Raw genomic sequence first — 26,619 nt, forward strand, 5'->3', positions numbered from 1 at the left:
AATTAATGACTTGGAGTTGTAATTATGAACGAAACAACTTATAGGAAATTATTAACAGAAGGGTTAAAAAAGTACCAAGAATTAGGCCTCCCTATTTTTCCTTGTAAGGGAAAAAAACCATTAATAAAAAATTGGAAATACCGAGGTGCACCTACTGATGTAGAAATAAATGAGTGGTTAGAAAAGTACCCTGGTATGAATATAGGTATGGTATTAGGAACTTCAAGTAATCAAGTTGGTATTGATGTAGAAGGAGAAGGTGGATACAAAATTTTAAAGGATTTATGCCTAGGGGATCTACCTGAAACTTTACAGTTTTCAACTCCGAGTGGTGGAATGCGATATTTATATCGCATTCCAGCTAATGAAACTCATTTAAAAAAATTCACTAAAACAGATAAAACTGAAAAGCACAGTGAGTGTGCATTACTAGGTGAAGGGCAAATGACGATAATGCCTCCATCAGTCGGGGAAAATGGTATTGGCTATGAGTGGATTAATGGTCCATCTGATGTAGAAATTTCTAATGCACCAGGTTGGATGATTAGTTTAATGAAGACAGCTAAAAAACAAATAGGGTATTCTCACTCGGATATAGAGGTGCTTGCTACTCTAAGATCGAAATGTCCAGCATTTGATGAAGACACGAATATACAAAGAGAGAATGGGCTAGATAACGATACTTGGTTCAAGTGGATATCACTATTAACAAATGCAGGGTATCATGAATCAGCTAAAATTTTCTCTAAAGCTTCTTTTAAGCATAATAGCGACAGCGATAAGAGGCTAGAATTACTAAGGAATAATCGAATAAATGGTATGGTCCGATGTAGTACTCTTCAATGCTCAGAAGACCAAATTCGTAGATGTTTTCAAAATGATATTAGATTAAATAAGAGTGGGGAAATCAGTAACAGTCCAGGTTTTTTCCTTTCACAGGAAAAACAGTCGATATCTAATTGGACACAAGCAAAACTTGAAAACATTGGATTCCAGTTCACAAAGTCTGGTGAGTTTAAAGGGATTAATGGAAATATATACGCAAGACACTTGTTGCAGGAATTAGATATTGTGTATGTCTCCGCAGGAGACAGGTACTGCACCTACGATAATGGTATTTGGGTTTATCTAGATAGAAATAATCTATCTAGAAAGTTAAGGAATATCCTTCATCAGTATAAGCCTGATATTTGGACTAGCAGCCTTGAAGATGTGTATCTAGAAGCATTAAAAGTAGAGGCTACTAGGGTAGAAAAACTTGACAGTAACAAGGGTTTCATTAATTTGAATAATGGAATGTTTAATCTTAGTAATTTTCAACTTGAGCCGCATGATAAGAAATATTACTCAAGTGTTCGTGTACCTATTACCTATAATCCTGAGGCGGATTGCCTACAATTTATGCAATTTCTTGATGATGTCTTTGAAGGCGATCAGGAACGAATAAACCTGATAGGTGAAGTTTTAGGATACTGTTTAACTGCAGAGACTAAAGCTCAAAAAGCAATTCTACTGTATGGGCGTGGTTCCAATGGTAAAAGTGTTTTAGCAGAAATAATCACCTATTTATGTGGAAGAGAAAATGTATCTTCCGTACCGATTCAGGACCTAGAGAAACCTTTTGCTAGATTTGAATTGGTAGATAAACTAATAAACCTAGCAACAGAGAACGAAGTAGACAAAAACGGTCTAAATACGACACATTTTAAATCGATTGTTACTGGTGATCCTATTCGTGTTGAGAGAAAGTATGAGCCTGGTTTTACGTATCAACCTATATGTAAGTTGGTTTTTGCATTAAACAACTTACCCTACTCTCGTGATAAAAGTAATGGATTCTTGAGGCGACTTTTAATCGTGCCATTCAATCGTTCATTCTCAAAGAACGAAAAGGATCCAGATTTAATTGGAAAGTTAAAGACAGAAATGTCTGGTATTTTAAACTTTGCATTAGAAGGCCTAAAGCGATTACGAAATAACAAATACGATTTTTCGGAATCAAAAGTGGTTAATGAAGCAGTAGCGGAATATACCGAAAATTTAAATCCAATCAAAAGTTTTGTGGATGAGAGAATAATAGTAACAGGTAATCCTCTTGATAGAGTAAGCCATGCCTCTCTAAAAAGAGCATATGAACTTTGGTGTTCAGAAAGTGGGTTTTCAGGGAACCAAACAACAAATTCCAGATCGTTTATTAAAAATGTAAAGGATACATTAAAGGATAACAGTATGCAATTTGATACTTCTAAATCTGGAAATCATCGATATATTACAGAAGTAAAACTAAAAAATAATCAAACTATTACGCTTGAAGATGATATGTCGATATTTGATATGTAACTAGGTTTTTTAGGATTAATTGAGCCTTATCATAAAACTTAGAAGTAGTTTTAGCCTGTTAGTGCAACAATCAAAGGATTAATCTAGTACGTTATTAATACAATGGGGCATTTGGGGCAATACAGGGACGGAATCGAAAAGAGAATGCCCAACTTACTTGCCAAGGTAGACTTATATATTGCAAATGGATGGGCAATAAGGGCGATGAAAAATGAAAAGAAAATACCCATCCCCCCCTGTCTAATTAATAGATTGCTAATAATAGATTTCTAAGAATAAATTTGTTGAAGTTATCGCCCGCAAAGCCCAAACATCCTTAAAGATAATGACATCAAGGAAAAGGTCCAAGGACAATCTTAAAGCACACAGAGTTTTCCGCCCCTTCTAATGCCTGGCCTAGTTCAACTAGCAGTATTTGAACCTAAACTATATGGTATCTTCGGTAGTTCCAACCCCCCGCGTCCTCCAACTTGATTAGGGGAGGGGGTGAAGGAAGTGAAAACACAAAAATCTGTCTAAGGGAACTAGTGAAATAACAGAATTTTTATTTATATATTATAAATTAGAATATAAAACCTTACATTATGAAAAGGAGAGTAACAGTAATGTCTGCATCTACCTCATATAATCCCGAATATAAAATTCTAGTAAGCCTATTAGCGGAAATGGTAACTAACTATGTTTTAATGAAGGAATTACAAAATACAGATAAGGATGAATTAGAAGGAGAGAAGAAAAATGAATAATTACAATCTAGGAATAAACCAATACCTTAGTGACAATAACAACATACAGTTTGATCTAAGTAGTAGTCTGAAAAAGGTTGCTATCTATGCTAGGGTTTCAACCACTGAACAGGCTGTCGAAGGTTACAGTATTGATGAACAGTTGAGATTACTAAAGGAATGGTGTGATCAGCACGGCTATGAAGTATATAAAGAATATGCCGACCGAGGTATTAGTGGTAAATCAATAGAGGGTAGACCCGCACTAAAAAGCCTATTAGAAGAAGCTAAGCAAAATAAGTTCGATATGGTTTTAGTATGGAAAACTAATCGACTTGCTAGAAATATGCTGGATTTGTTAAAAATTGATAATATGCTTCAGCAGAGTGGCATTTCTTTTAGATCATATTCGGAGACCAATCTAGAAACTGAAACAACTTCTGGAAAATTGCAATTTCAAATTTTGGGTGCCATATCCGAATTCGAAAGAAACAACATAGCTGAAAATGTAAAAATGGGTATGATTTCAAGGGCTAGAGAAGGTTCGTGGAATGGTGGACAAGTCCTAGGTTACGATAATATTGAAATTCCAAGTGAGAACAGAAAAAGAAAACAGTCCAGGTTAGTGATTAACGAGACTGAGGCACAAACTGTTAAGCGGATGTTTCAACTATATATCGAGGGCAATGGCTATAAATCCATAGCCAATACCCTCAACAAGCAAGGGCACCGATCCAAAAAGAATAATACCTTTTCTATAAATGCAATAAAAACAATACTCACCAATCCAGTTTATGTAGGATATATACGCTACAATGTGAGAAGAGACTGGAATACAAAGAGAAGAAATAATATAAATCCTCAGCCGATTATCCAAAAAGGGCTTCATGAACCAATTATATCCATGGAGACTTGGGATAAGGCCCAATTAATCCTAAAAAACAGGAGTGAGGTACCAAATAGGGTTCATAGTGGTGATTTTCCCTTGTCAGGTATTTTGAAATGCCCTGTTTGTGGTGCAGGTATGGTCCTTTCGAGAACTAATAATAAAAGAAAGGACGGTACTAAAAGAATATTGGAATATTATGCATGTGGTGCTTGGAAAAACAAAGGTACGGCAGCTTGTAATTCCAATACCATAAGGGTCGATTATGCTAATGAATACGTGCTTAATAAGGTAGCACAATTTGCAAGTAGTGATCTCCTAATTAAGGATGTTGTAAAGAAGTTAAATGGTGATCAAAAAGAATCCTCAGCTCCAATTCAGCATGAATACCAATCATTAAAGAAGCAATTGGGCTCCATTCAACAAAAGAAGGATAAAGTGCTTGGACTTTATGAAGATGAGGTTATAAGCAAGACCGATCTAATTGATCGCCTAGGCAAACTAGATGTTGAGATGTCCTTACTCAAGAATAGAATACAACCATTAGAGCTTCAGTTAGGACAAAGTAATACAAGAGAAATCGACTTTAATATGGTTAAGGAGGTAATGAATAATTTCGTAAGTAACTATAAGGAGGCTATAACGTCAGAACAAAGAAAACAGTTGCTGCGACTTGTTATTAAGGAGATAAGGATAACAGACAGAAAGAATATCGATACAATCCAAATACAAATGAATAATGAGGTAGTAAAGCATTTTACAGCTAAGGGAGAAGAGAAATCGTCAGATGATGATTTCTCTTCTCCTTTTTTAGTTTGCTTTAATATTTAGGTGGGGCGATGGAAAAAGACATACTTTATTTCATAAAAATGGATATTATAGCTTTACAAATTTTTATTATGTCGAATTATATCGAAATGTTGTGTGAAAAGTGTCGATAAGAAAATGGTAAGATTATATGGTATTAAATACCTACTTTATTAAAATCAAGGTAAGTAGGCATTATGTGAGGGGGCATCAATGTGTTAGAACTCAAAAGGTTAATATTAGGTAGTTTAGTTATCGGAAGTATGTTATTGACTGTCGGCTGTGAAGAGGCGAAAGAGACAGCTCAAAAAGTAGCAAATGATGTAGAGGAGAAAATACAAGCTGAGGCAACAAAGGATAATGAGTTTTTACTCTCAGTTAAAGGTGGGCAATTAAATAGTTACCCTGATATTATAATTGAAGAAGCATTTAATAGTTTCTTTTCGTCTCCTACATGGAAATACTTTGAAGCTGAGACCGGAGAACATGTGGTTGAATTTACAGGCTACTGCTTTTATATGGAAAAAAAGGTAAAAGCAAAGTTACAATTTCTTGTAGTAGAAGGAGTTGACAGCTTTGAAATTGGTGCATTAGAGTTCAATGATGTTCCACAAAATGAGTTAACCAAAATTGAATTAATTAAAGCTATTTATGAGGATAATGTTTTTACTAATGAGGATGTAACAGATACAAGTGTTAATAATACTGAATCTGAATCTTTAATCTCACTTCAGAATTTCGAAAGATGGAACTACGGTGAACCTGATAAGACTTTTCCAGTTTTTCTTGATGGGGCCCAAGAATCTATAGTTTTGGGACTTGATACACCTAATGGTATAAAGGCTCAGGTACATATTAATAGCATAAATACAGCTTTTAACCTGGCCCTAGACTCAGAAAGCGATTATAGCCCTTTTGATGAGTTTGGAGAGTTATTACCAGGATTTGAATTATATGCAACAGGGCATGACTTCGATTCGGATGGAACAGACGAAGTAGTAGTTGCTATAAGTGATGGATTAGTAGAAACTTACTACTGGGTTTTCTCTTATAATTTTGTAGCACTTGAATACGGGGATAATCCTTTGGAGCCAGTTTTTTATGGTGAAGCTCAATCAGATATTATTCTAGAAGGGAATACACTTACTGTTCCATATGGTTCACAAGGACTATTTGATAGCTATATCTACTCGAATGGTGAATTTATTATGCAATAGATCATAACTAATAAAACTAGTAAAGTAACGAAATCTTTAAGCTTTTTAACAGTATATATTGAATGGAGAAAATTATGGAAAATTTAGCACTTGAAAAAGATTCAACTCCAAAAGAGCTATTATTTGAGTGGGATAAGCACTTAAGCTATTTAACTCTAAATAAAATAAAAACAAAGGTTACAATTGATAATCCTAACCTTTTTATTGAAAGACGCAACCACTATTTAGGCTTAGTGCCTGGAAGGACTAAAGATCAGAAGCTACCCTTAAGTAATATAGCAAAATTATCTGTAAGGAAAAAAATAAATCTTTTTGACATATTACTAGGGTTGACTTTCATCATACTAGGTTTTGCTCAACCACTATTTTTTATCTTTGCAATAATCACTTTTTGGACTGGAGTTAGCAATAAAGTTATTATAACTACAAATCTAAAAAGTAAGTTTATAATTCCTACAAACTCTAAAGAGAATGCTCAACAATTAATAGAAGCAATTAACGAAATTCCAGTTAGTAAATAAACTTTTAAAATTATACCCTTGCGAAAGTTAGGGTATTTTTTGATTTCTAAAATATGTCTAATGTCGAAAATTGATGTAAATTGTCAGACGATACTGTAAAAATTTGTATAAATAGCTCGTATAATTATAGATAGATATATAATGATTTTTACTGTTCCTTATTAATGGTTGATAAAAGGGGTGTAATTTGTGTCAGGTACTGTAGAAGGAACTAATTCACTTGAACTTATTGTTTCTAATGCAATGAAACTGCCAGGTGTAAAAGTTGACCGAAACGAATTTTTAGCAAAAACTTTTGCAAACCGAATAGGCTCCCAAGAATTAAGCAAAGTTCTAGAACAAGGGCCTATTGAAGCTGGGATAGATCCAGAAAAGATTAATAGAATTGCAAAATCTTTAATAGAAAGGCGCACACTTCAAAGCTCAGGAGCTTCTTTTGCTGCTGGTCTTCCTGGTGGGATAGCTATGGCAGCAACAATACCTGCTGATACCCTACAATTTTTTGGAGTAGCATTACGTTTAGCTCAAGAGTTAGCGTATCTTTATGGATATAAAGATATGTGGGAAGACGATGAATTGGATTTAGAAAGAGTTAGAGGGGAATTAATATTATTTCTTGGGGTCATGTTTGGTGTAGGCGGTTCAGCCTCAGCCTTGAAAGTTCTTTCTTCAAGGATATCGCAGCAAGTATTAAAAAAGTTGCCTCAAAAAGCACTAACTAAAACGTTCTATTATCCTATAATTAAAAAGATAGCTGCTGCAATAGGGATAAAAGTAACAAAAGAGACATTTGCTAAGGGTGTGGCAAAGGTAGTTCCTGTTTTGGGTGGAGCTGTTTCTGGTGGATTAACATACGCTTCTATGAAAAAAATGGGTAATCGACTTAGGTTATCTCTACATGAATCGGTAAATTATACTATGTCTGATTTAGAAAATGATTTAAATGTTATTAAAAAGGAAATGCCAGATATTATTGATGCAGAGTTTTCAGAAATAGAAGAGGAAATTATTGATTCACAAAGCCAAACAAATTAGGTAGTTAGCTTAAAAAGACATAAAATTAATGCTGAAATGGAGAAGAGGTTCATCTAAAGTGATTTCTCTTCTCCTTTTTTAGTTTGTTACTGAAGGGAATTCTTTGTTCCCTTATACAAAAAAGTTTATAAAAGTTTTGGTATGAAGGAGAGTATCTCAGGATGAATATCAATGTTCTAGCTAGTAAATTAAACGAAATGTACTCTAATGCACCTGAAGGAGACCAAGTAGCACAAATTCACCTATTCGGGGTAAAATATGCAGATTTAATATTAAGAAATAACTATAAAGCTACTGAAATTGTTCGTTTATCAGGTATAAACCGATCATATGCTGCTGAAGTGAGTAAAGGAATTAAGTTGTCTAAGTATGTAGTACCAAAGGATAAAAAATACAAAGAATAATAAAGAAAACCTATTATGGAAAATGTAAGGGAATAATTGAGAATTGGTATATATTATGTTAAAGATATACATCTCAACTATGGTAAAAAAAAGGGGGATTAAACATGCCGATTAGCTTCTTAGACAAGAATTTTGGAAACACGTTTTTCTCATTATTAGATACAACTAAAAAACAAATTCGAATTATTTCTCCATTTATTGGTTACAAAACAGCATTAGCCTTAGTGAACTTTATCGAGGAGACTGAAAGTGAACTAGACTGTGTATTAATTACACGATTTGATAGAGAAGATTTTATAAAAGGAGTAAGCAGCATTGCTGGTTTAGAGTGTCTTAAAAAGGCAGGCGTGAAAATGTTTGCGCTTCAAGATCTTCATACGAAGCTTTACATATTTGATAGTGAGTCAGTGATAATGGGGTCTGCTAATTTTACCTTCAATGGCTTCTATAAAAATCATGAGTTTGGTATTTTTATGGAAGATGAGCCTGAGTTCTCAAAGGAGTGTAATAATTATTTTGAAGGTTTACTTAATGACATCATGAATGATGATGATTGGGAGATAACCCTAGATCGTATTGCCAAAGAAAAACCTTATTGTGATGATGCTGTAACAGGAAGAGCACATTCACAAAAGAAACCAAGGAAAAATGAGTCGCCGGTTATAGTACAGCCAAACCAAGTTAAGTGGGGAGCGAAACTTGATTTTCAAGTTGACCAGACATTAGAAATTAAAGAAGAAAAAGACATTTTGGAGGAAATTTTAAAACAAGAAGATGAAATGCAAGTCCGAAAAAGAAACACGGGTATATGGTTAAAGTTTGAAGGTAACAGTGAAAACCGTATTCCTAACGACGTAACCTATTTCGAAAGGCGGAAAAAGGAACATAGAAGGCGTACATTCTTTCCAAAGGCTCCTTCTGGAATAAAAGATGGTCAGTTATTGTTTATGACTATGGTAAGCAATGATAAAGAAGACAAAGGAACTCCGATAATAGTAGGTTATGCAATAACATCAGGATTCAAAGAAAAGAATATTGTCGATGATAATGCCCCTTTTAATTCAAATAATAGAAGAGGAAGATACCCTTACTTTGTAGAATTAACGAGAGGACAGTTTTTGAAAGCTCCTATTAAAGAAGGGATTACACTCAGGGAGCTTGCTCGTGAACTACAAACTGACTTGTATCCAAATCCAAAATCAAACTTTAATGAAATAATTTATACACATAGACAAAAATCACATCTTCAGGTAACAGAACGTGCACATGACTATATCATGCAACGATTAGAAACCTTATTTAAGGAATACGGTTATGAGGAACTTTAGCTCTTTTGGAGAGGTCTTATATATTAAAAGGCTAGACATCTATTAATCCTCGAGTAGTTGGTGATAAGATAAATATAGAATATTTAGATTATTGGATTGTTTGAAAACATTATACTGTGATTAATTTGTAAGGAAAAATAAAAGAGTTATGGGAGAGAGCCTAATTACAAAAACTAACAAAACTAGTCAATTTATTTTTCTTGGTTCGCCAGATTTCTAGTAGAATATGGTGCTAAAATACTAGTACAAATCATATGATTAGGAGTTGAAGCCCATTGCTAGAACAAAAAGGTGAAATTAACATTAATAAATTTGAAGCAGTTTTACTATCAATTTTAACTGAAAATGAACGAGTATTTTACGAGAAATATATTGATTATATTGAATTAGTCGGTGATGGATATTCACAAAACCTGAATTTCTACTTCAATGAAAATAATTTTAGAGAAGATGAATTAGACAGAGGGGTACGATTTAGTGAAATTGGAAGGGATCTAGAATCAATATTTATGATTGCTAGAAGTTTATTTCAAAAAATACATGGATTGAGTGTAATACCAAATGAAGTATCGTATGGAGATTTAAAGAGTGATAGAAAAAAAATAACACGCTTAGGGAAAGCCATGACTAAATATGAATTGTTAGAATTGGAAAAAGCTAAGGTTGAGCAATTGAAGGCTATTGATCAAGGAAATAAGATAGACAAGCTTCATAATAAAATTATTCAACTATCAGCCAAATCAAATCTTCCTATTAAAGAATAGAGTTTTCTGATTTAGGGTTAATGTAATAATTAAAGCATTTTATAGACAAGGGGAAGAGAATCAAATTATTTATTGATTCCTCTTCCTCTTTTTGAAATACAATAGAATTTCTATAAGGCAAAATACACTTTTATTGGTAATTGTCAAAATGTCTTTAATCCTTTGGGGAAGTAAACGTGAAACTGCTATTTTAGGAGTGAAAGAATTGAACATCTTTCAGTATCAGGGTCAAGAGGAAGACCATTACACACACATTTTAATGTGCATCTTAGATTATAAATGCCAATTAGTTTTACCTCAGTTTATTAAGGGATTAATACCGCAAGAATCAAATGATTTCCAATACTCTTCATTATCAATACACACAAGAACGAAATTTTGTCCTCAATCACCTAAAAAATATGAATATGTTATTGGCATTGCACCATATAAAAGTGGTCTAACCCATTCGGAGTTAGAGGATAATTCCGGCTCAATACCAGATGCATGGATTTGTGGAGAAAACTTCAATTTGCTTATTGAGTTCAAAATAAGAGGAGTTTTGGATGAAGGACAGATTTCAGCACATAAAAGATTGGTAGATAAGGAAGATGTTCAAGTTATTCGTCTTACATGGGATAACGTTATGGGGAGTTTAGCTAAAATTAAAACAGATGATGAAGTTCTTAATTATTTATTACAAAACTTTTTAATATTAAAAAGTAAATTTAAGTCTAAAAGACGTTCATCAGGAATGCCTAAAGAAATAATTAGTCATATAAATAAGAGTGATGAACTTCATTTTGTTATAACAGGTAGTAAAACAAATAAACCATATAAAGTTGAGAAAATCTTTGGAGATAAAATTGAGTTAATAAATGATGAATTAACGGGTATAACTGTTGCAAGGGAATTTATTGCTCAATATGTAAATCAAAATAAAGATGCACTTCCTTTTGATTATCTGGGTGATGCTACAGTGATAAATGACTTTTGTGTTGCTCCTGGCAGAGCAGAAAAAAAGAATCAGTGGAATCAATGGAGATTAGGTTCATATTTAAAGAGTTCTGGTAGATGAACAAACTACAATAGGGTGCTGAACAGAAGAAGCACTTGCTGCATCTACTTATTAGTAAAATGACAATAAAAAATAGAAAAAAAAGATTCGATACAAATTCAGCTTAATAACAGTTTGATTAATAGGTTCACATTTAAAGGAGAAGAGAAATCGTCTGATGATGATTTCCTCTTCTCCTTTTTTAATTTATTTCAATATATAATTGCCATGGACCTAAATATATTATTCAGAAAGATTTGTAATTTATCAGAAACACAACTCTAGTTAAAAAATTCAATCAAAATAAGCTATGCTAGTGGGAAGTTTTTCTATGGGAAGGGTGCGAGTGCAGCATTTGAAAAAATTTGTAAAAAATTTTTCCATACTCTGATAAAATAATGATGTACCTTAATGGGTTTTAAATAGCTCCACAAGAATAGGAGTAGTGGTATTAAATGGGCAAATTCATTGGAAGAGATAGACTACTGGATATCTTGGATCAAGTATCTAGTAGAACCAATTACGAAATAAAAGGTATTAAAGGTGAATTAAGTGTCGGTGATCTATTAGCAAAATACTTGCCTGAGGATACGTTTATTATTGCACAACCCACAATAGGTAAATATGAGCCAGATTTCTTAATAATATCTCCGAGATATGGGTTTCGATTAGTAGAAGTTAAGAACTGGTCAATACATACTATTAAAAATGTGCAGACGAATGGAACGTTTACAGTCCTAAATAAGTCTAGCAATCCAACACAACAAGTTAGGAAACATGTAGATGACTTAAAAGGTTATCTACTATCCAACCACTCGTATATAGGAGATCCACATAAACTTATAGGGTATGTTACAATCCAGTATGGTTTTATCAAAAGTGATGTACTTAAATACACAAAAAACTGGGACAGTAGAAATGCCGAAGACTTTTTTAAATTTCATTTATTTAGAGATGAGTTGAATTCCGAACTAGATAGTAGACTAGCTAATGCCACGAAATTTATACCTTATGGCTTGCAAGAACATTTAATCGATAAAATAGTGAGTAAAATCCGACTTACTAATAAAAGATTATCAGATTCTGAGATAGACCTAATGATTCGTTCTGAAGAAATAGAAAGAACAGCAAGTGAGTTAAAAGAGTTAGCTAAAACTACAAAGATGCTAATTGAAGAGCAGAAAAGAATTAATAGTACTCAAATTAATGATAAAAAACAAGTTAATATAGAAACCACAGTAGAAGAAGTAAAAGAAAGAAGTAAATCCAATTTCTTTAGAGTAGCCATGTTAATTATTGTGGGTTTGATAATTGTGACAGTCTATAGCAGTATTTATTTGGATAATGACACATTAGTATCTTCAGATGATAATTACACCATCGAATCTGATGTTAGTCCATTCACAAATATTAATATAGAACAAGCATTTGAAAGTCCGGATAATTATGTAAAGGTAAGTGCAGTAGTAAAAGAATTCTTTTATGAAAAATCAAGTGGGAATAAGTTTCTCAAGTTAGAAGTTAATGGATTTACATTTAATGCTATTATCTATTCGAACACAGAAGTGCCCTATATAAATACAAATGAATCATATACGATCTACGGTGTTACCCAAAAATATGAGGATAAAATTGAGTTAAAAATTACTACAGTTGAATAAGGGTGACCAAGTAAGCCTACAGATAATTAATCCAAATATGATAACAGGCATTCACTTAAAGCCTTTATAGCCAGACTATTGGTTTGGTAGAAAATAAGTCGAAATTGAGCGGAGGAAGTTTATTGTCAAAAGTAAGTATAGATCCCATGTCAATATTAATTAATGAAACAAGAATACAAAGGCCAAAATATATAACAGAAATCTATCATTGGGATCGTGAAATGGTTAATAACAATCGCTGGAAAAACAGTGCTGGTATCTATGTGTTTTTTGACAAAGCCGGTAATGTAGCGTATGTCGGAAAAACCGCACCTTTTGGAGATTCACACAAAAATGTTGGCCGTCCACGTAGAAGGAGAAAATACGAAAGTAGAATTAAAAGGCATTTTAATGGAAAGGGCAAATCTTTAATGTGGGAATATTATTATAAAGTAAGGTTATATGAGTTCACAGACTTTTCATCAAGGGATATATACGAATCGTGGTGGATAGGCCAACTGAAACCTTATGGGAATAAGTCTGGTCGTTACTATTCAGTGAATTCGTTATTGCCCAACTCCCGCTTAAAGAAAAATAATTGGTCCCAATACCAAAAGGATGCTTTTATCAAGAGAGTTTCTCCGGAGAATATAGCTTTATGGAGATATTGGAAGTCAACTACTACACAAGATATGGACATAAATACATGGATATCAACTCAAAAGATGGGGTTTATTAGTAGTCTTGCAACACAGGTAGGTCAAAGTGTCTTTGATTTCTATAGGGGAATTAGAAAAAAGGCTAGAAAATAAATATAAATACCTCATTTAGATACATCACGGTGAACCATACCACAAATAATTACGAAAAACATGATTCTAAGGAAATCCTAATAAAGTTGAAATATAATCTTGGAGGATATAAATGATAAAAATTATGGCTGATTCAACATGCGATTTATCTGATGAAGTACTGGAAATGTACGATATCAGCATAGCACCTCTATCCATAAATATAGAGGGAAAAATTTATAAAGACAGGATAGACATCCAACCGGATGAGTTCTATGGAATGATGGAAGCACTTCCTGAATTTCCGACCACAGGTATGCCAAGTCCAGCCGAATATTTGAAAATAATCAAACAGGCTGTTGAGGCTGGTAATACGGAAGTATTATGTATATGCATGTCTAGTGGAACAAGCGGTTCATATCAATCAGCTATAATAGCGAAGGATTATTTCTTCGAGGAAAGTCCGGATTCAAACGTTAAGATACATGTAGTCGATTCAAAATGTATGAGCCACGGTAGCGGTTGGCTGGTTATGAAAAGTGCAATGATGAGGGAACAGGGAGCATCGTTTGAAGAAATAGTTGCTTTCAATGAAAATTATAAGAAAAAGATAAAGCATTTTCTATCAGTGGATGACTTAGATCATTTAATAAAGAGTGGCAGGCTTACTAATGCAAGTGCCTTAATAGGGAAAATCCTAATGCTAAAGCCAATTATGTCTATGAAGGATGGAAAAGGAGCTATAGTTGGAAAGGAAAGAGGATTAAAAAGAGTTCTTAAGCATTACACACAGGAGTTTATCAAGAGAAATAACGAAGAAATGACAGACTTTATCATAATAGGTTATACATCGGATATCAAAGTTGCTGAAAATTTGAAAACCAAACTTCAATTGGATACTGATTTCTCTGGGGATATCCATATTATGCAAATGGGAGTATCAGTTGGGACGCATGTTGGCTTAGGTGCTATTTCTATGTTTTTTGTAGAAAAGTGAGAAAATGAGGCATATTGCGTAAAATTGGGACCATGCTTACTTCTTTAATTCTCACAACACAAGGTCTATTCGAATGTAGGATAGAGTAAAAGTAGTCTATCGTTTTTTAAAAGACAGGATTAGTAGATTTGGATTGTAAGTTTCAGCTTACCAAATTGACTCGAAGTATCAAAATTCTCAGAGTAAGACTCCTCTCCCTATTTTTATTGAAGCCAAAATAGACTAAATAATAGATAAAAGTACACTATATTTAGAACATACTATAGAGGTTGATTATTGCGTTGCCGTTCATACTAATACGTGGTATCTTCAGAATGATAGCGCTTTAATTTATGAAAACTCTGAACACATTCTTATAAATAGGCACTTAAGGAGGCACTCATGGCTACGATTACAAACCCTATTTTACCAGGATTTAATCCTGATCCGAGTATCTGTCGTGTTGGGGAAGATTATTATATTGCTGTATCAACATTTGAATGGTTCCCTGGAGTCGGTATATACCACTCTAAGGATTTAAAACATTGGCGGTTAGCTTCAAGACCTTTAAATCGATTAAGTCAATTAAATATGATGGGTAATCCTGATTCAGGTGGAATTTGGGCACCACAGCTTTCCTATAGTGATGGGATGTTTCATTTAATTTACACAGATGTAAAGGTAACGGAAGGTCATTGGAAGGATTGCCATAATTATTTAGCAACTTGTGAAACAATTGATGGTAAGTGGTCGGATCCTATTTATTTAAACAGTTCAGGCTTTGACCCTTCATTATTCCATGATGAGGATGGAAAGAAATACTTAGTTAACATGAATTGGGATCATCGTGTTGGCAACCATCCGTTCTATGGAATTGCTCTACAAGAATATAGCTCTGAACAACAAAGGCTTATTGGGAAGCCTAGAATTATTTTTAAAGGAACAGATGTTAAGTTAACCGAAGCACCGCACCTTTATCGACTTAATGGATACTACTATTTGTTAACAGCCGAAGGTGGAACAAAGTATGACCATTGTGCAACTATAGCTAGATCAAAAAGCATTGAAGGGCCGTATGAAGTGCATCCGGATAATCCATTAATTACATCATTTCCTTATCCGCGTAACCCTCTGCAAAAAGCAGGACATGCTTCGATAGTTCAAACACATACGGATGAATGGTTCCTTGTACACTTAACCGGTCGTCCATTACCTGATGAAAACAAAGCTTTACTCGATCCTCGTGGTTATTGTCCATTAGGGAGAGAAACAGCGATCCAACGGTTAGAATGGAAAAATCATTGGCCGTATGTAGTAGGAGGAAACCAACCTTCACTTGAAATAGAAGCGCCAAATATTCCTGAAGTGAAGTGGGAGAGTGACTATCCCGAAAAAGATGATTTTAATTCAGAAGAGTTAAATTCACATTTTCAGTCATTACGTATTCCGTTAAATGAGGATATTATGTCCCTAACAGACAATCCTGGACATCTTCGCCTTTATGGAAGAGAGTCATTAACTTCTAAGTTTACTCAAGCTTTTGTTGCAAGACGTTGGCAACATTTTAATTTTATTGCTGAAACCAAAGTGAAATTTAATCCCGATACATTCCAGCAATCTGCTGGGTTAGTGAATTATTATAACACCCAAAACTGGACATCATGTCAAATTTCATGGAATGAGGAAAAGGGAAGAATCCTTGAACTTATGACTTGTGATAACTTTACGTTTGGTCAACCACTACGTGGCAATGAGATTGTCCTTCCTGAAGATGTGGAGTATGTCTACATTCGTGTTGAAGTGAAAACAAATGTATATCAATATTCTTACTCTTTTGATGGTGAAACTTGGAAGGTGATACCGATTAGTTTTGAATCGTATAAACTGTCGGATGATTATATCCAAGGCGGAGGCTTTTTTACAGGAGCCTTTGTTGGAATGCAGTGTCAAGATACTTCTGGTCGTAAACAAGCAGCAGATTTTGACTATTTTATTTATGAGCCTCAATAAATTTTTACATGTAAAAGACCCCTTTTAAAATTGTAAGGGGTCTTTCTTTTTATTTCTAATTGGTTTGCTCAAACAAAGTGTTTGCAAGAAATGCTTCGATTGTTTGAGCTGAAACACCTAAGGCTGAAGAGTAAATGGAAAGGTCTGAAAACTGAATTTCTAGGCTAGATCTACTATGCTTGAGAGTATTCGACTTAACAAAACCAGTAATCGAATCCATTAGTAAGTCCTTTGCCATTGCAAGCCTATTGCCGATAATAATTTGCTCCGGATTAAATGTATTAGAAATATTATTAATGCCTATTCCTAAATAATGACCAATTTTAGTAAACAGGGCACGTATTTCTTGAGATGTTTTTGCTTCCTCTATTAAATATTCTAGAGTTATGTCACTTTTACTTTGTAATAGTGCCTGGGCTGATTTTAATAGAGACTGCTCAGAAGCATACTGCTCCCAGCAACCTTGGCTTCCACAGGTACAATCCTTACCGTTAGCCTCAATAATCATGTGTCCCATTTCACCTGAATATCCCTCTGCTCCTCGATAAAGCTGGTTATTGAAAATAAACCCGACACCAATCCCGATACTAGCACTTAAATAAATAAGGTTATCAGTTTCCCTTCCAGCCCCAAATACTTTCTCCCCATATGCTCCTGCATTTGCTTCATTTTCAATGATGACTGGCAGGTTAAATTCCTTTTCAAGTTCTTTTTTTAGATTAATATTTTTCCAGCCCAGGTTTGGCGCCAATAACACTTCCTCTTCTTTATTTACAATTCCAGGAACCCCGACGCCTATCCCTATTACACCATAGTGGCTATCTGGTTTTGAACCTATTAGGTAATGTATGATTTGTGACACAATCTTCATGACTTCTTCATAAGTTCCCTTATTAATTGTCTTTTTTTGTTCGGAAATGATTTCTCCATTAAGATCAGTGAGAATTCCTAAAATATAGTTTACTCCTATATTTATTCCAATTGAAAATCCTGCTTTCCCATTGAACAACAACATGACAGGGCGTCTGCCGCCACTAGATTCACCTGGGCCAGATTCATAGCAAAGATTTGCGTCTATAAGTTCACTTACAAGAGAGGAAACAGTTCCTTTGGTTAACCCTAGCTGCTTGGCAATCTCAGCTCGAGAGATGGGAGCCTGTGCTTTAATCATCTGCAATATATATTGCTTGTTGTTTGCTTTCACTACTTGCTGATTCCAAGTCATTGTCTTTACTCCTTAGCCAAATAATTTCTGTTATTTTGTCATATTTATAACATACTATAATCGCGCAGAAATGAAGAGGGATTGTTTTATTTCTTTATAAAACTAAGCAAGAAATACTTAGTTCGTTCTCTAGACAAACTAAGTATACCCTGATATAATTCATTTTGTACAGAGTGTAAACGATTTCATATTTCAAATTAATGGAGGAATGCTCAGGTGAGTTATTTTGAGAAAGTGAATCAAATAAAATATGAAGGTCCAAATTCAACGAATCCGTATGCGTTTAAATATTATAATCCTGAAGAACAAATTAATGGTAAATCAATGGAAGAGTTTTTACGTTTTGCTGTTTCATACTGGCATACCTTTACAGGTGAAGGGTCAGATCCGTTCGGTCAAGGTACAATGGTAAGACCGTATGACAAGTTTTCTGGAATGGATTTAGCAAAAGCTCGTGTTGAAGCCTCATTCGAATTTTTTGAAAAAATGAATGTTCCATTCTTTTGCTTCCACGACTTTGATGTGGCACCAGAAGCAGATACATTAAAGGAAACATATAAGAATTTAGATGAAATTGTTGCAATGATTAAGGAATATTTAAAGACAAGCAAAACAAAACTTTTATGGAATACAGCTAACATGTTCTCACACCCTCGCTGGTTAAGTGGTGCGGCAACATCTCCTAATGCAGATGTATTTGCTTATGCTGCAGCAAAGGTAAAAAAAGGCTTGGAAATTGGTAAGGAGCTTGGTTCAGAGAACTATGTTTTCTGGGGTGGACGTGAAGGGTATGAAACATTGCTAAATACGGACATGAAACTTGAACTAGACAATTTAGCACGCTTCTTCCATATGGCAAAAGACTACGCTAATGAAATTGGCTTTACTGGACAATTCTTAATCGAGCCAAAGCCAAAAGAGCCAACAAAGCATCAGTATGACTTTGATGTTGCTACTGGTTTAGCATTTTTACAATCCTATGGTTTAAAAGATCATTTCAAATTCAATATCGAAGCTAATCATGCAACACTAGCTGGCCACACATTTGAGCATGAATTACATGTAGCACGTATAAATGGAATGTTAGGATCAGTGGATGCAAACCAAGGTGATCCATTACTAGGATGGGATACAGATGAATTCCCAACAGACCTGTATTCTACAACATTGGCTATGTATGAAATCATTAAAAATGATGGTCTCGGTTCAGGTGGGTTAAACTTTGATGCGAAGGTTCGAAGAGGTTCTTTTGATCCTGAAGACTTATTCCTAGCACACATTGCTGGAATGGATAGCTTTGCAGTTGGAACGAAGGTAGCACAAAAGATGATTGACGATAAAGTCTTAGAAGATTTTGTTGCAGACCGCTATAGAAGCTATACAGAGGGAATCGGACTTGAAATTGTCGAAGGAAAGACTGATTTTAAAAAGCTAGAACAATACGCACTAGGCTTAGATAGAATTACAAATAAGTCTGGAAGACAAGAAAACTTAAAAATGATCTTAAACCAATATCTATTAGATGCATATCGCGGATAATGACAACAAATGCTGGACTACATACTGTAATCCAGCATTTTTCCTAAAATCTTATAAAGGGTGAAAGAGATGAAATTTGTTATAGGTGTCGACTTAGGTACGAGTGCTGTAAAAGTTGTATTGCTAAATCAAAGTGGCGAAATAGTTGATGAAGTTTCGAAAGAATACCCATTAATTCAGGAAAAGGATGGATATAGTGAGCAGAATCCTAATGAATGGATTGAAAAAACAACAGAAGCTTTAAAAGAGCTTGTTGAAAAATTTGAAGGTGATGTTTCATCTATTGAAGGGATTAGTTTTTCAGGGCAAATGCATGGTTTAGTATTACTAGATGAAAACAGACAGGTATTACGTAATGCTATTCTATGGAACGATACGAGAACTACAGAGCAATGCAAACAAATTTATCAGCTTGTAGGTGAAGAAAAACTTCTGGATATTACAAAAAACCCTGCCTTAGAAGGATTTACATTGCCTAAGCTTCTTTGGGTAAAACAATATGAACCACAAACATTGGAAAAAGCAAAAACATTTATGCTACCGAAAGATTATTTACGCTTTAAAATGACAGATGAAATTCATATGGAGTACTCAGATGCCGCTGGTACCTTGCTATTAAATGTAGCAGAGAAAAAGTGGAGTGACGAAATTTGTAAGTTAGTTGGTCTTGATAAGAAACTTTGTCCTCCGTTAGTTGAATCTACTGCATGTGTTGGAACAGTTACTGAATCCTTTGCGAGTGTGACTGGCTTGACGACAACTACAAAGGTTTTTGCGGGTGGAGCTGATAATGCGTGTGGAGCAGTTGGTTCATCGATTTTATCAGAAGGTAAGACTCTCTGCAGTATTGGTACGTCAGGTGTTGTTCTTTCATACGAGGAGACGAATGATCGTGATTTCCAAGGGAAGGTTCACTATTTCAATCATAGTAAAGAAAATGCTTTTTACACGATGGGTGTCACGCTATCTGCTGGACATAGTTTGAGTTGGTTTAGAGACACATTTGCTCGTGGTGAGGAGTTTACATCTTTATTAGATGGTTTGGCTAATGTTTCAATTGGTGCGAATGGACTTTTATTTACACCTTATTTAGTTGGAGAAAGAACTCCACATGCTGATTCAATCATACGTGGAAGTTTTATTGGTATGGATGCTTCTCATAAAAGAATTGATTTTGCACGTGCTGTAATTGAAGGTATTACGTTCTCTTTACGTGAGTCAATTGATATATTCCGTGAAAGCGGTAAAACAATTGATACAATTATTTCTATTGGGGGCGGAGCCAAAAATGATACGTGGCTTCAAATTCAAGCAGATGTATTTAATGCAAAAATCATAAAATTAAAAAATGAGCAAGGAGCAGCAATGGGTGCAGCAATAATTGCCGCATATGGTGTAGGCTGGTACGGCTCATTAGAAGAATGTGCTAGTGACTTTGTAAGCTATGATAAAACGTTTGAGCCTATAAAAGAAAATGTCGAGAAATATAATGAGTTATTTAATTTATATAAATTGGTTTATGCAAATACGAAGGACCTTAGTCAGGGCTTGAAAAAATTCAGAAAAATGTAATAGATAGTAAAGTTACTGATCGATGGCATTACTCGGAGGGAGGCCTAGGAAATGAATGTGACAGAAAAGATTTTTGGGTCTTTAAATGGGGAAGAAATTAAATCTTATACGGTCACAACCAAGAAGGGAATGGAATTTACTTGTATTGAGTATGGTTGCATCATTACGAGTATTAAAGTGCCAGACCATGAAGGTAATATAGAAGAAATTGTACTCGGGTTTGACACAATCGACGAATACGTAGATCAATCCCCATACTTTGGGTGTATCATTGGTCGAAATGCAGGTCGAATTGAAAATGCATCATTTGAACTCGATGGAAATATGTATTCTCTTTCCAGAAATAATGGCGAACATAATCTTCACGGTGGACCGAACGGATTAGATACGGTTGTGTGGAATTCTATTATAAAAATAAGAGAGAATGAAGTGGATATCATCTTTTCATACACAAGTCCACATGGTGAAGCGGGTTTCCCGGGGAACCTCAATATCAGTGTTACGTATACAATCAATCAAAACAATGAGTTATTAATCTCTTATGAAGCAAATACTGATCAAAAGACAATCGTAAATCTTACAAATCATACGTATTTCAACCTAAGTGGGAATTTGAAGAGAATTATACTAGACCATGAGTTAACGTTAAAAAGCGACAGGTATCTTGAGTTGAATTCATCATTTATTCCATCGGGCAATGAAATACTAACCGAAGGAACTGTATTTGATTTTAGACAAGGCTCCTCTATTAAAAGAGGCGTTGTTTCTAACGATCCACAAATAGAGCTTGTCGGTGGTGGGTATGATCACCCTTTTCTGCTAAGCACCAATAATGAAAAAGAAATAGAGTTATTAGATCGAAAGAGTGGGAGAAAGTTAGTTATAGAAACAGATGAGCCAGCTGTTGTATTATATACAGCAAACTCATTAGGGGAAAACCTCTTGATTCGAGGTAGACAGTCTGAAAACTATTTAGGAATATGTCTCGAAACACAAAAACCGCCTAATAGAATTTCTTCCTTTATCATAGAAGCAAATGCTACGTATAGAACGAAGACAAAATACTCTTTTCAACTAGGGTAATACTTGTTTAGAAGGGGGAGTTAAATAAATGCAAAAAGTAAGATGGGGAGTACTGAGCACAGCGAATATTGCACGAGAGGCATTTATTCCTGCCGCGTTAGCTTCGAAATATGCAGACATTATAGCAATCGGCAGTGGAAATGATATTGTTGAAATTATCGCTAGAAATTTCAGTATTCCTACGATCTACCCAAGCTATGATGAATTACTTGATTGTGATGAAATTGATGCAGTGTATATTCCATTACCCAATAGCATGCATGAACAGTGGGTAAAAAAGGCTGCTGCAAAAGGAAAGCATGTGCTGTGTGAAAAGCCAGCTGGCCTGTCTGAGAAGAGTCTAGAAGAAATGGTTTCAGTATGCCTGAAAAACAATGTTCTATTTATGGAAGCGTTCATGTATCAATTTCATCCACAGCATGAAAGAGTAAAGGAAATTATTAGACTAGGTGTAATTGGAGAAGTTCAACAAATTGAGGCGACCTTTTCGTTCGAACTAAATCAACATTCCCCTAATATAAGGCTTGATAAAAGTCTTGGAGGGGGGAGCCTATTTGATGTTGGTTGCTATTGCATTCATACATTTTCTTTACTCTTAGAGTCACTGCCAAAAGAAGTTTCAGCTTGGGCCAACCTTAAGGAAGTAGATCTCACAGCAAATGGAAGGCTTGTATATGATAATGGTGTCCAGGCATTATTTGAATGTAGTTTTGAAAAGCCGTTTAAACATGAATACACGATTATTGGAACAGAAGGAAAAATAACGGTTCCAAGAGCTTACCGACCTGACGTTACCCAAGGGGAAGGTATTATACGAATTGATAAAGTTGGTAATAATCCAAAGACCGAGAGCATCTTGGCAGACCCTTATGTCAATCAAATTGATTACTTTTCTAAGGCCATTTTGGATGGCAGGTTGGATGAAGAATTGGTACAAACAAGCTTTCAAACAATCAAGATTATTGAGACTTGCTATAAATCAATAGAAACGGGTACTACTATTAAACTTAGATGAGGTGAAAAGATGAATTATCGCAGATTAGGTAACACCGAGCTTAAGATTAGCGAACTTAGCTTTGGAACTTGGGCAATTGGCGGGGCTTGGGGAAAAACAAATGATGAAGAGGCGTTAAAAGGCTTACATAGAGCAATGGATGCAGGAGTAAATTTTTTTGATACAGCAGATGTCTATGGTAATGGGCATAGTGAAGAATTGTTAGCAAAAGCAACAAAAGGAAAAGAAGATGACATTTATATTGCGACGAAATTCTGTCGATCTAAGGATATTTTTGACCCTAAAAACTATTCCGAAAAGTCAGTTAGAGAACTATGTGAAGCGAGCTTAAAAAGACTTAATAGGGAACGTATCGATTTATATCAAATACACTGCCCACCTTTAGAAATTCTGAAAAATGGTGAGGTCTTCCAAGTGTTGAATCAGCTACAAGTGGAAGGGAAAATCCGACACTATGGAGTTAGCGTTGAAACAGTTGAGGAAGGAATGTATTGTTTAGAGAACTCAAACACAAAGGCCCTCCAGGTCATTTTTAATCTATTTAGACAAAAGCCAATGAAAGAACTATTCCCGTTGGCAAAAGAAAAGGGTGTCGGATTATTAGCACGAGTACCGTTGGCAAGTGGATTATTGACTGGAAAGTTTAATGAAGCTTCTACATTTGAAGAAGATGACCACCGAAACTTTAACCGAAACGGAGAAGCATTCAATGTAGGAGAAACATTTGCTGGTGTAGAATTTAGAAAAGGCGTAGAGTTAAGTCAAAAGCTTAATTGGATCACTGAAAACAGAGGGAACATGACAAGAGCAGCACTACGATGGATTTTGGATAATAAAGACATCACATCTGTAATCCCAGGGTTTAAGACAGTAAAACAAGTCGAGGATAATTTAGAAGCGTTGAAAGTTCCTTCATTTTCTAAAGAAGAGCTTTTAAACCTAGAGCAATTTTATCAAGCAGAAGTAACTGATCATATCCGCGGCCCTTATTAAGTAAGAAAATAATTTAGGAAGGAGAATTCCTCCTTCCTTTTTTAGAATGGAAAAGATATCTGATACGATAAAATACACAGTACACTTACAATGTATACTTAATTAGTCCAATCCTATAAAATAACAATTGTTTTTTGAGAGGGTGAATCACTTTGAAAGCATTTCTTAGAAGATATAATACGTTACGAAATAAAATACTATTTGTCTATTTGATTGCAATGCTCATCGTATTAGCCTTCGTTGGAATGATTACGTATACAATTGTTCTAAAACTGATTACAAATAACGCAGAAGAACAAATACAGCAAACAGCAGTTGAGGCGACTGGTAGAATCGAGTCTCTCTATCAACAGATTGACAATCTAAGTATCCAAATTGCCACAAATACTAACGTTCAGTCAATGCTTAAATTATATGAGTCGGGAAAAAGTCCTACCTTTTCTGAGCGGCAGATGCTAATGGATACGGTAAATAAATTACAAATATATTCAACTGGTATTTCTTCTGTTGACCTCTATTTAAGTAACTTTGATAAGGTTGTTCCACTTGATGATGTTCGTTTATCATCACGCATTAATCCCAGTTGGATATATCGTGCCCATAAAGCAAATGGTGGACTCGTTTGGATAGGGAGAGATACAAGTTATCCCTATAACTTTCTGGCAATTAAAAGTATAAATTTAATTGACAGAAATTTTGCTATTGGAGGTTTCTTATCTATTGAGATAGATCCTGATTATTTTCAGCTTACTAACTCCAAAGGTATAAGGGATTATATGATTTTACTTGGAAGCAATGACGATGTAATTGCTTCTAATTATCAAGGGGACATAGATGAAATCATAAATCATGAACAAGCGAAGGTGAGACTGAGTGAACAAGATTACATGGTCGTTAAACAACAATCTGGTCTAACAGGATGGAAGTTAGTCATTTTAATGCCATTTAATGAACTAATGAAAGGTGTTTCGGTTTTACGAGCAGCAACTTATATTTCGGGAATTTTCGGGTTCATCCTTTTCCTAGTCTTGTCTTATATTATTTCTACCATGATCACAAGACCACTATTTAAATTAACAAATACGATGAAGAAAAGAAGAAAAGGAGAGTTATCATTTAATGTTGAGTCCTCTCAGACTTTTGAGATTAAGGAGCTAAATCAAACATATAACGATATGGCTGAAGAGATTAATCATTTAATTAAAGTGGTTTATGAAGAGGAATTACTTCGGAGTAGGTCGGAATTAAAAGCATTGCAATCACAGATAAATCCACACTTTCTTTTTAATACATTGAATGCAATTTATTGGCACTTAGAACAACAAGGTGATGAAAAACTAGCTGAACTAATTATCTCAATGTCGGAGCTATTTAGATATACAATTGACCATAATTCAAATGGGGAATGGGTGACACTGAAGCAAGAGTTAGACCATATTGATAAATTTATGAAGATAGTAAGGTTTAGGTTTGATCATATTACTTGGACAATTGATATTCCAGAGCAATACGAAAATGTGAAAATTCCAAAGTTATTGATTCAGCCTTTAGTAGAAAATGCGGTCATCCATGGGGTGAATAATAAAATCAGAGAAGGAATCATTAATGTCACAGTTGAAAAGGTAGAACAGGAAGATAAGTTAATCTGTAAGGTAATCGATAATGGCAAAGGAATGGATCCCCAAACAGTAGATAGGTTAAATGGACAGCTTGAAGAAAACGCATACTCTCAAATGGGAAATGGCATTGCCATTGCAAATGTTAATAAAAGATTAAAGCTTTATTATAAGAATAATCATAAAGGTTTAATGATAAGCAGTGAAGTGAATAAAGGCACTTGCTGTATGTTTGAAATCCCACTAAATGGAGGTATGGGTCATGCAGAAAAACATATTGATCGTTGATGATGAGTCCATAACACGTCAAGGAATAAAGAAAACACTTGAATCTTGGACAAACGGAAATAAAGAGATTTTAGTAGCTCCAAATGCAGCATCAGCTATTGATATGTTTAAAAGTAAGAAGATTCACTTGCTAATTACAGATATAGATATGCCGGAAATGACTGGTTTGGAGATGTTAAAAGAGATCAAGAGAATAGGCCAGCTTCCGGTCGTTATTATCATTTCGGCTTATTCAGATTTCAGTTATGCCCAGGAAGCAATAGAGCTGGGGGTTATTAATTATTTGCTCAAGCCAATTAATAAACAAAAACTTATTGAAGTGGTTGAGAAGGCATTAGAGTTAGAAGAAAAGCGTAAAAGAGTAAGCATGATTGAAAAGGTAGTTGATGACAGGCTTATCCATATAAAAGAGGATGAGAAATTAGATGGACCGATAGAAAAGGCAATAAAATATTTAGATTCAAATATATCTAACCAAATCAATTTAAAAGAAGTTGCAAGGCATGTCCACTTAAATCCAAGTTATTTTAGCGTGCTATTTAAAGAACAAACGAGTATGACGTTCAGTGAATATGTAACTAGAATAAGAATCCAAAAAGCAAAAAATCTATTATTAACGACAAATTTAACTGTCAGTGAAATTGCTGAACAAGTGGGTTACAATACACCCAAGTACTTTATAAAAATCTTTAAAGAGTACGAAAATGTGACTCCTAATAGGTATAAAGTAAAGTAATCTAATAATTTTGGAATTTTAACTAATCATCGTTACCTTACTAATACCTCTCTGTGATGATACTCTAAAGAA

The 26,619-nt window shown here is 34.6% G+C and carries 22 protein-coding genes; 21 read left to right on the forward strand and 1 reads right to left on the reverse strand.

What is annotated here, in order from left to right; translation table 11 throughout:
- The first annotated feature begins 24 nt into the window (after positions 1-24).
- From J2Z26_RS18360 to J2Z26_RS18425, 14 genes are all read left to right on the forward strand, one after another.
- Positions 25-2,340 (forward strand): phage/plasmid primase, P4 family, encoded by a 2,316-nt coding sequence (locus J2Z26_RS18360; protein WP_193535343.1) that lies wholly within the window; start codon positions 25-27, stop codon positions 2,338-2,340.
- 605 nt (positions 2,341-2,945) lie between these two features.
- A complete protein-coding gene (locus J2Z26_RS18365) occupies positions 2,946-3,086 on the forward strand; it encodes a hypothetical protein (RefSeq protein ID WP_193535342.1) in 141 nt (46 codons plus the stop codon).
- A complete protein-coding gene (locus J2Z26_RS18370) occupies positions 3,079-4,782 on the forward strand; it encodes a recombinase family protein (RefSeq protein ID WP_193535341.1) in 1,704 nt (567 codons plus the stop codon). Before J2Z26_RS18365 ends, J2Z26_RS18370 begins: the two co-directional genes overlap by 8 nt.
- A 191-nt stretch (positions 4,783-4,973) precedes the next feature.
- On the forward strand, positions 4,974-5,975 hold the full coding sequence (locus tag J2Z26_RS18375) for a hypothetical protein (protein ID WP_193535340.1): 1,002 nt from the start codon (positions 4,974-4,976) through the stop codon (positions 5,973-5,975).
- A gap of 74 nt (positions 5,976-6,049) precedes the next feature.
- Positions 6,050-6,496 carry a hypothetical protein gene (locus J2Z26_RS18380; protein WP_193535339.1) on the forward strand — a complete coding sequence of 149 codons (447 nt, stop codon included), beginning with the start codon at positions 6,050-6,052 and terminating at the stop codon, positions 6,494-6,496.
- Positions 6,497-6,685: 189 nt separating this feature from the next.
- Complete coding sequence (locus J2Z26_RS18385; RefSeq protein ID WP_193535338.1) at positions 6,686-7,531, forward strand: bacteriochlorophyll 4-vinyl reductase; 846 nt, start codon at positions 6,686-6,688, stop codon at positions 7,529-7,531.
- 161 nt (positions 7,532-7,692) lie between these two features.
- The gene (locus J2Z26_RS18390) at positions 7,693-7,935 is read left to right on the forward strand and encodes an HTH-like domain-containing protein (protein WP_193535337.1); all 243 of its coding nucleotides are present in this window, start codon (positions 7,693-7,695) and stop codon (positions 7,933-7,935) included.
- 104 nt (positions 7,936-8,039) lie between these two features.
- Positions 8,040-9,263 (forward strand): phospholipase D family protein, encoded by a 1,224-nt coding sequence (locus J2Z26_RS18395; RefSeq protein WP_193535336.1) that lies wholly within the window; start codon positions 8,040-8,042, stop codon positions 9,261-9,263.
- 275 nt (positions 9,264-9,538) lie between these two features.
- Positions 9,539-10,027, forward strand: coding sequence for a hypothetical protein (locus J2Z26_RS18400; RefSeq protein ID WP_193535335.1), 489 nt, complete (start codon positions 9,539-9,541; stop codon positions 10,025-10,027).
- A 148-nt stretch (positions 10,028-10,175) separates the two neighbouring features.
- Positions 10,176-11,084 carry a hypothetical protein gene (locus tag J2Z26_RS18405; RefSeq protein WP_233459465.1) on the forward strand — a complete coding sequence of 303 codons (909 nt, stop codon included), beginning with the start codon at positions 10,176-10,178 and terminating at the stop codon, positions 11,082-11,084.
- Between the two features lie 434 nt (positions 11,085-11,518).
- Positions 11,519-12,724 (forward strand): nuclease-related domain-containing protein, encoded by a 1,206-nt coding sequence (locus tag J2Z26_RS18410; protein WP_193535334.1) that lies wholly within the window; start codon positions 11,519-11,521, stop codon positions 12,722-12,724.
- A 122-nt stretch (positions 12,725-12,846) separates the two neighbouring features.
- Positions 12,847-13,515: a GIY-YIG nuclease family protein gene (locus tag J2Z26_RS18415; RefSeq protein ID WP_209794409.1), complete on the forward strand. Its 669-nt coding sequence runs from the start codon at positions 12,847-12,849 to the stop codon at positions 13,513-13,515.
- Between the two features lie 112 nt (positions 13,516-13,627).
- On the forward strand, positions 13,628-14,491 hold the full coding sequence (locus tag J2Z26_RS18420; protein WP_193535332.1) for a DegV family protein: 864 nt from the start codon (positions 13,628-13,630) through the stop codon (positions 14,489-14,491).
- Positions 14,492-14,872: 381 nt separating this feature from the next.
- On the forward strand, positions 14,873-16,480 hold the full coding sequence (locus J2Z26_RS18425; RefSeq protein ID WP_209794411.1) for a glycoside hydrolase family 43 protein: 1,608 nt from the start codon (positions 14,873-14,875) through the stop codon (positions 16,478-16,480).
- A gap of 55 nt (positions 16,481-16,535) precedes the next feature.
- Here the strand turns inward: J2Z26_RS18425 and J2Z26_RS18430 are convergent, their stop codons facing one another.
- Positions 16,536-17,705 (reverse strand): ROK family transcriptional regulator, encoded by a 1,170-nt coding sequence (locus J2Z26_RS18430; RefSeq protein WP_193535330.1) that lies wholly within the window; start codon positions 17,703-17,705, stop codon positions 16,536-16,538.
- Positions 17,706-17,921: 216 nt separating this feature from the next.
- Here J2Z26_RS18430 and xylA point away from each other — a divergent pair, with 216 nt between their 5' ends.
- The 7 genes from xylA (at position 17,922) to J2Z26_RS18465 (ending at position 26,547) form a co-directional block, all read left to right on the forward strand.
- Complete coding sequence (gene xylA / locus J2Z26_RS18435; RefSeq protein WP_193535329.1) at positions 17,922-19,244, forward strand: xylose isomerase; 1,323 nt, start codon at positions 17,922-17,924, stop codon at positions 19,242-19,244.
- Between the two features lie 69 nt (positions 19,245-19,313).
- Positions 19,314-20,816: a xylulokinase gene (gene xylB / locus J2Z26_RS18440; protein ID WP_193535328.1), complete on the forward strand. Its 1,503-nt coding sequence runs from the start codon at positions 19,314-19,316 to the stop codon at positions 20,814-20,816.
- Between the two features lie 51 nt (positions 20,817-20,867).
- On the forward strand, positions 20,868-21,899 hold the full coding sequence (locus J2Z26_RS18445; RefSeq protein ID WP_193535327.1) for an aldose epimerase family protein: 1,032 nt from the start codon (positions 20,868-20,870) through the stop codon (positions 21,897-21,899).
- A 28-nt stretch (positions 21,900-21,927) separates the two neighbouring features.
- The gene (locus J2Z26_RS18450; protein ID WP_193535326.1) at positions 21,928-22,914 is read left to right on the forward strand and encodes a Gfo/Idh/MocA family protein; all 987 of its coding nucleotides are present in this window, start codon (positions 21,928-21,930) and stop codon (positions 22,912-22,914) included.
- A gap of 9 nt (positions 22,915-22,923) precedes the next feature.
- Positions 22,924-23,907, forward strand: a complete 984-nt coding sequence (locus tag J2Z26_RS18455; protein ID WP_193535325.1) for an aldo/keto reductase — start codon at positions 22,924-22,926, stop codon at positions 23,905-23,907.
- Between the two features lie 152 nt (positions 23,908-24,059).
- A complete protein-coding gene (locus J2Z26_RS18460; protein ID WP_193535324.1) occupies positions 24,060-25,811 on the forward strand; it encodes a cache domain-containing sensor histidine kinase in 1,752 nt (583 codons plus the stop codon).
- On the forward strand, positions 25,786-26,547 hold the full coding sequence (locus tag J2Z26_RS18465; RefSeq protein ID WP_227413662.1) for a response regulator transcription factor: 762 nt from the start codon (positions 25,786-25,788) through the stop codon (positions 26,545-26,547). The genes J2Z26_RS18460 and J2Z26_RS18465 overlap by 26 nt, the downstream gene beginning before the upstream one ends.
- Positions 26,548-26,619: the final 72 nt, after the last annotated feature.

This window comes from Cytobacillus luteolus, from assembly GCF_017873715.1.
Taxonomy (GTDB): domain Bacteria; phylum Bacillota; class Bacilli; order Bacillales; family Bacillaceae_L; genus Bacillus_BV; species Bacillus_BV luteola.

What these genes read in the sequence shown, in the direction of transcription:
- xylB (WP_193535328.1), top strand. Translation starts at nt 19,314, where the DNA reads ATGAAATTTGTTATAGGTGTCGACTTAGGTACGAGTGCTGTAAAAGTT.
- J2Z26_RS18410 (WP_193535334.1), top strand. Translation starts at nt 11,519, where the DNA reads ATGGGCAAATTCATTGGAAGAGATAGACTACTGGATATCTTGGATCAA.
- J2Z26_RS18390 (WP_193535337.1), top strand. Translation starts at nt 7,693, where the DNA reads ATGAATATCAATGTTCTAGCTAGTAAATTAAACGAAATGTACTCTAAT.
- J2Z26_RS18395 (WP_193535336.1), top strand. Translation starts at nt 8,040, where the DNA reads ATGCCGATTAGCTTCTTAGACAAGAATTTTGGAAACACGTTTTTCTCA.
- J2Z26_RS18455 (WP_193535325.1), top strand. Translation starts at nt 22,924, where the DNA reads ATGAATTATCGCAGATTAGGTAACACCGAGCTTAAGATTAGCGAACTT.
- J2Z26_RS18420 (WP_193535332.1), top strand. Translation starts at nt 13,628, where the DNA reads ATGATAAAAATTATGGCTGATTCAACATGCGATTTATCTGATGAAGTA.
- J2Z26_RS18465 (WP_227413662.1), top strand. Translation starts at nt 25,786, where the DNA reads ATGCAGAAAAACATATTGATCGTTGATGATGAGTCCATAACACGTCAA.
- J2Z26_RS18380 (WP_193535339.1), top strand. Translation starts at nt 6,050, where the DNA reads ATGGAAAATTTAGCACTTGAAAAAGATTCAACTCCAAAAGAGCTATTA.
- J2Z26_RS18405 (WP_233459465.1), top strand. Translation starts at nt 10,176, where the DNA reads ATGTCTTTAATCCTTTGGGGAAGTAAACGTGAAACTGCTATTTTAGGA.
- J2Z26_RS18450 (WP_193535326.1), top strand. Translation starts at nt 21,928, where the DNA reads ATGCAAAAAGTAAGATGGGGAGTACTGAGCACAGCGAATATTGCACGA.
- J2Z26_RS18365 (WP_193535342.1), top strand. Translation starts at nt 2,946, where the DNA reads ATGTCTGCATCTACCTCATATAATCCCGAATATAAAATTCTAGTAAGC.
- J2Z26_RS18425 (WP_209794411.1), top strand. Translation starts at nt 14,873, where the DNA reads ATGGCTACGATTACAAACCCTATTTTACCAGGATTTAATCCTGATCCG.
- J2Z26_RS18370 (WP_193535341.1), top strand. Translation starts at nt 3,079, where the DNA reads ATGAATAATTACAATCTAGGAATAAACCAATACCTTAGTGACAATAAC.
- J2Z26_RS18445 (WP_193535327.1), top strand. Translation starts at nt 20,868, where the DNA reads ATGAATGTGACAGAAAAGATTTTTGGGTCTTTAAATGGGGAAGAAATT.
- J2Z26_RS18360 (WP_193535343.1), top strand. Translation starts at nt 25, where the DNA reads ATGAACGAAACAACTTATAGGAAATTATTAACAGAAGGGTTAAAAAAG.
- J2Z26_RS18430 (WP_193535330.1), bottom strand. Translation starts at nt 17,705, where the DNA reads ATGACTTGGAATCAGCAAGTAGTGAAAGCAAACAACAAGCAATATATA.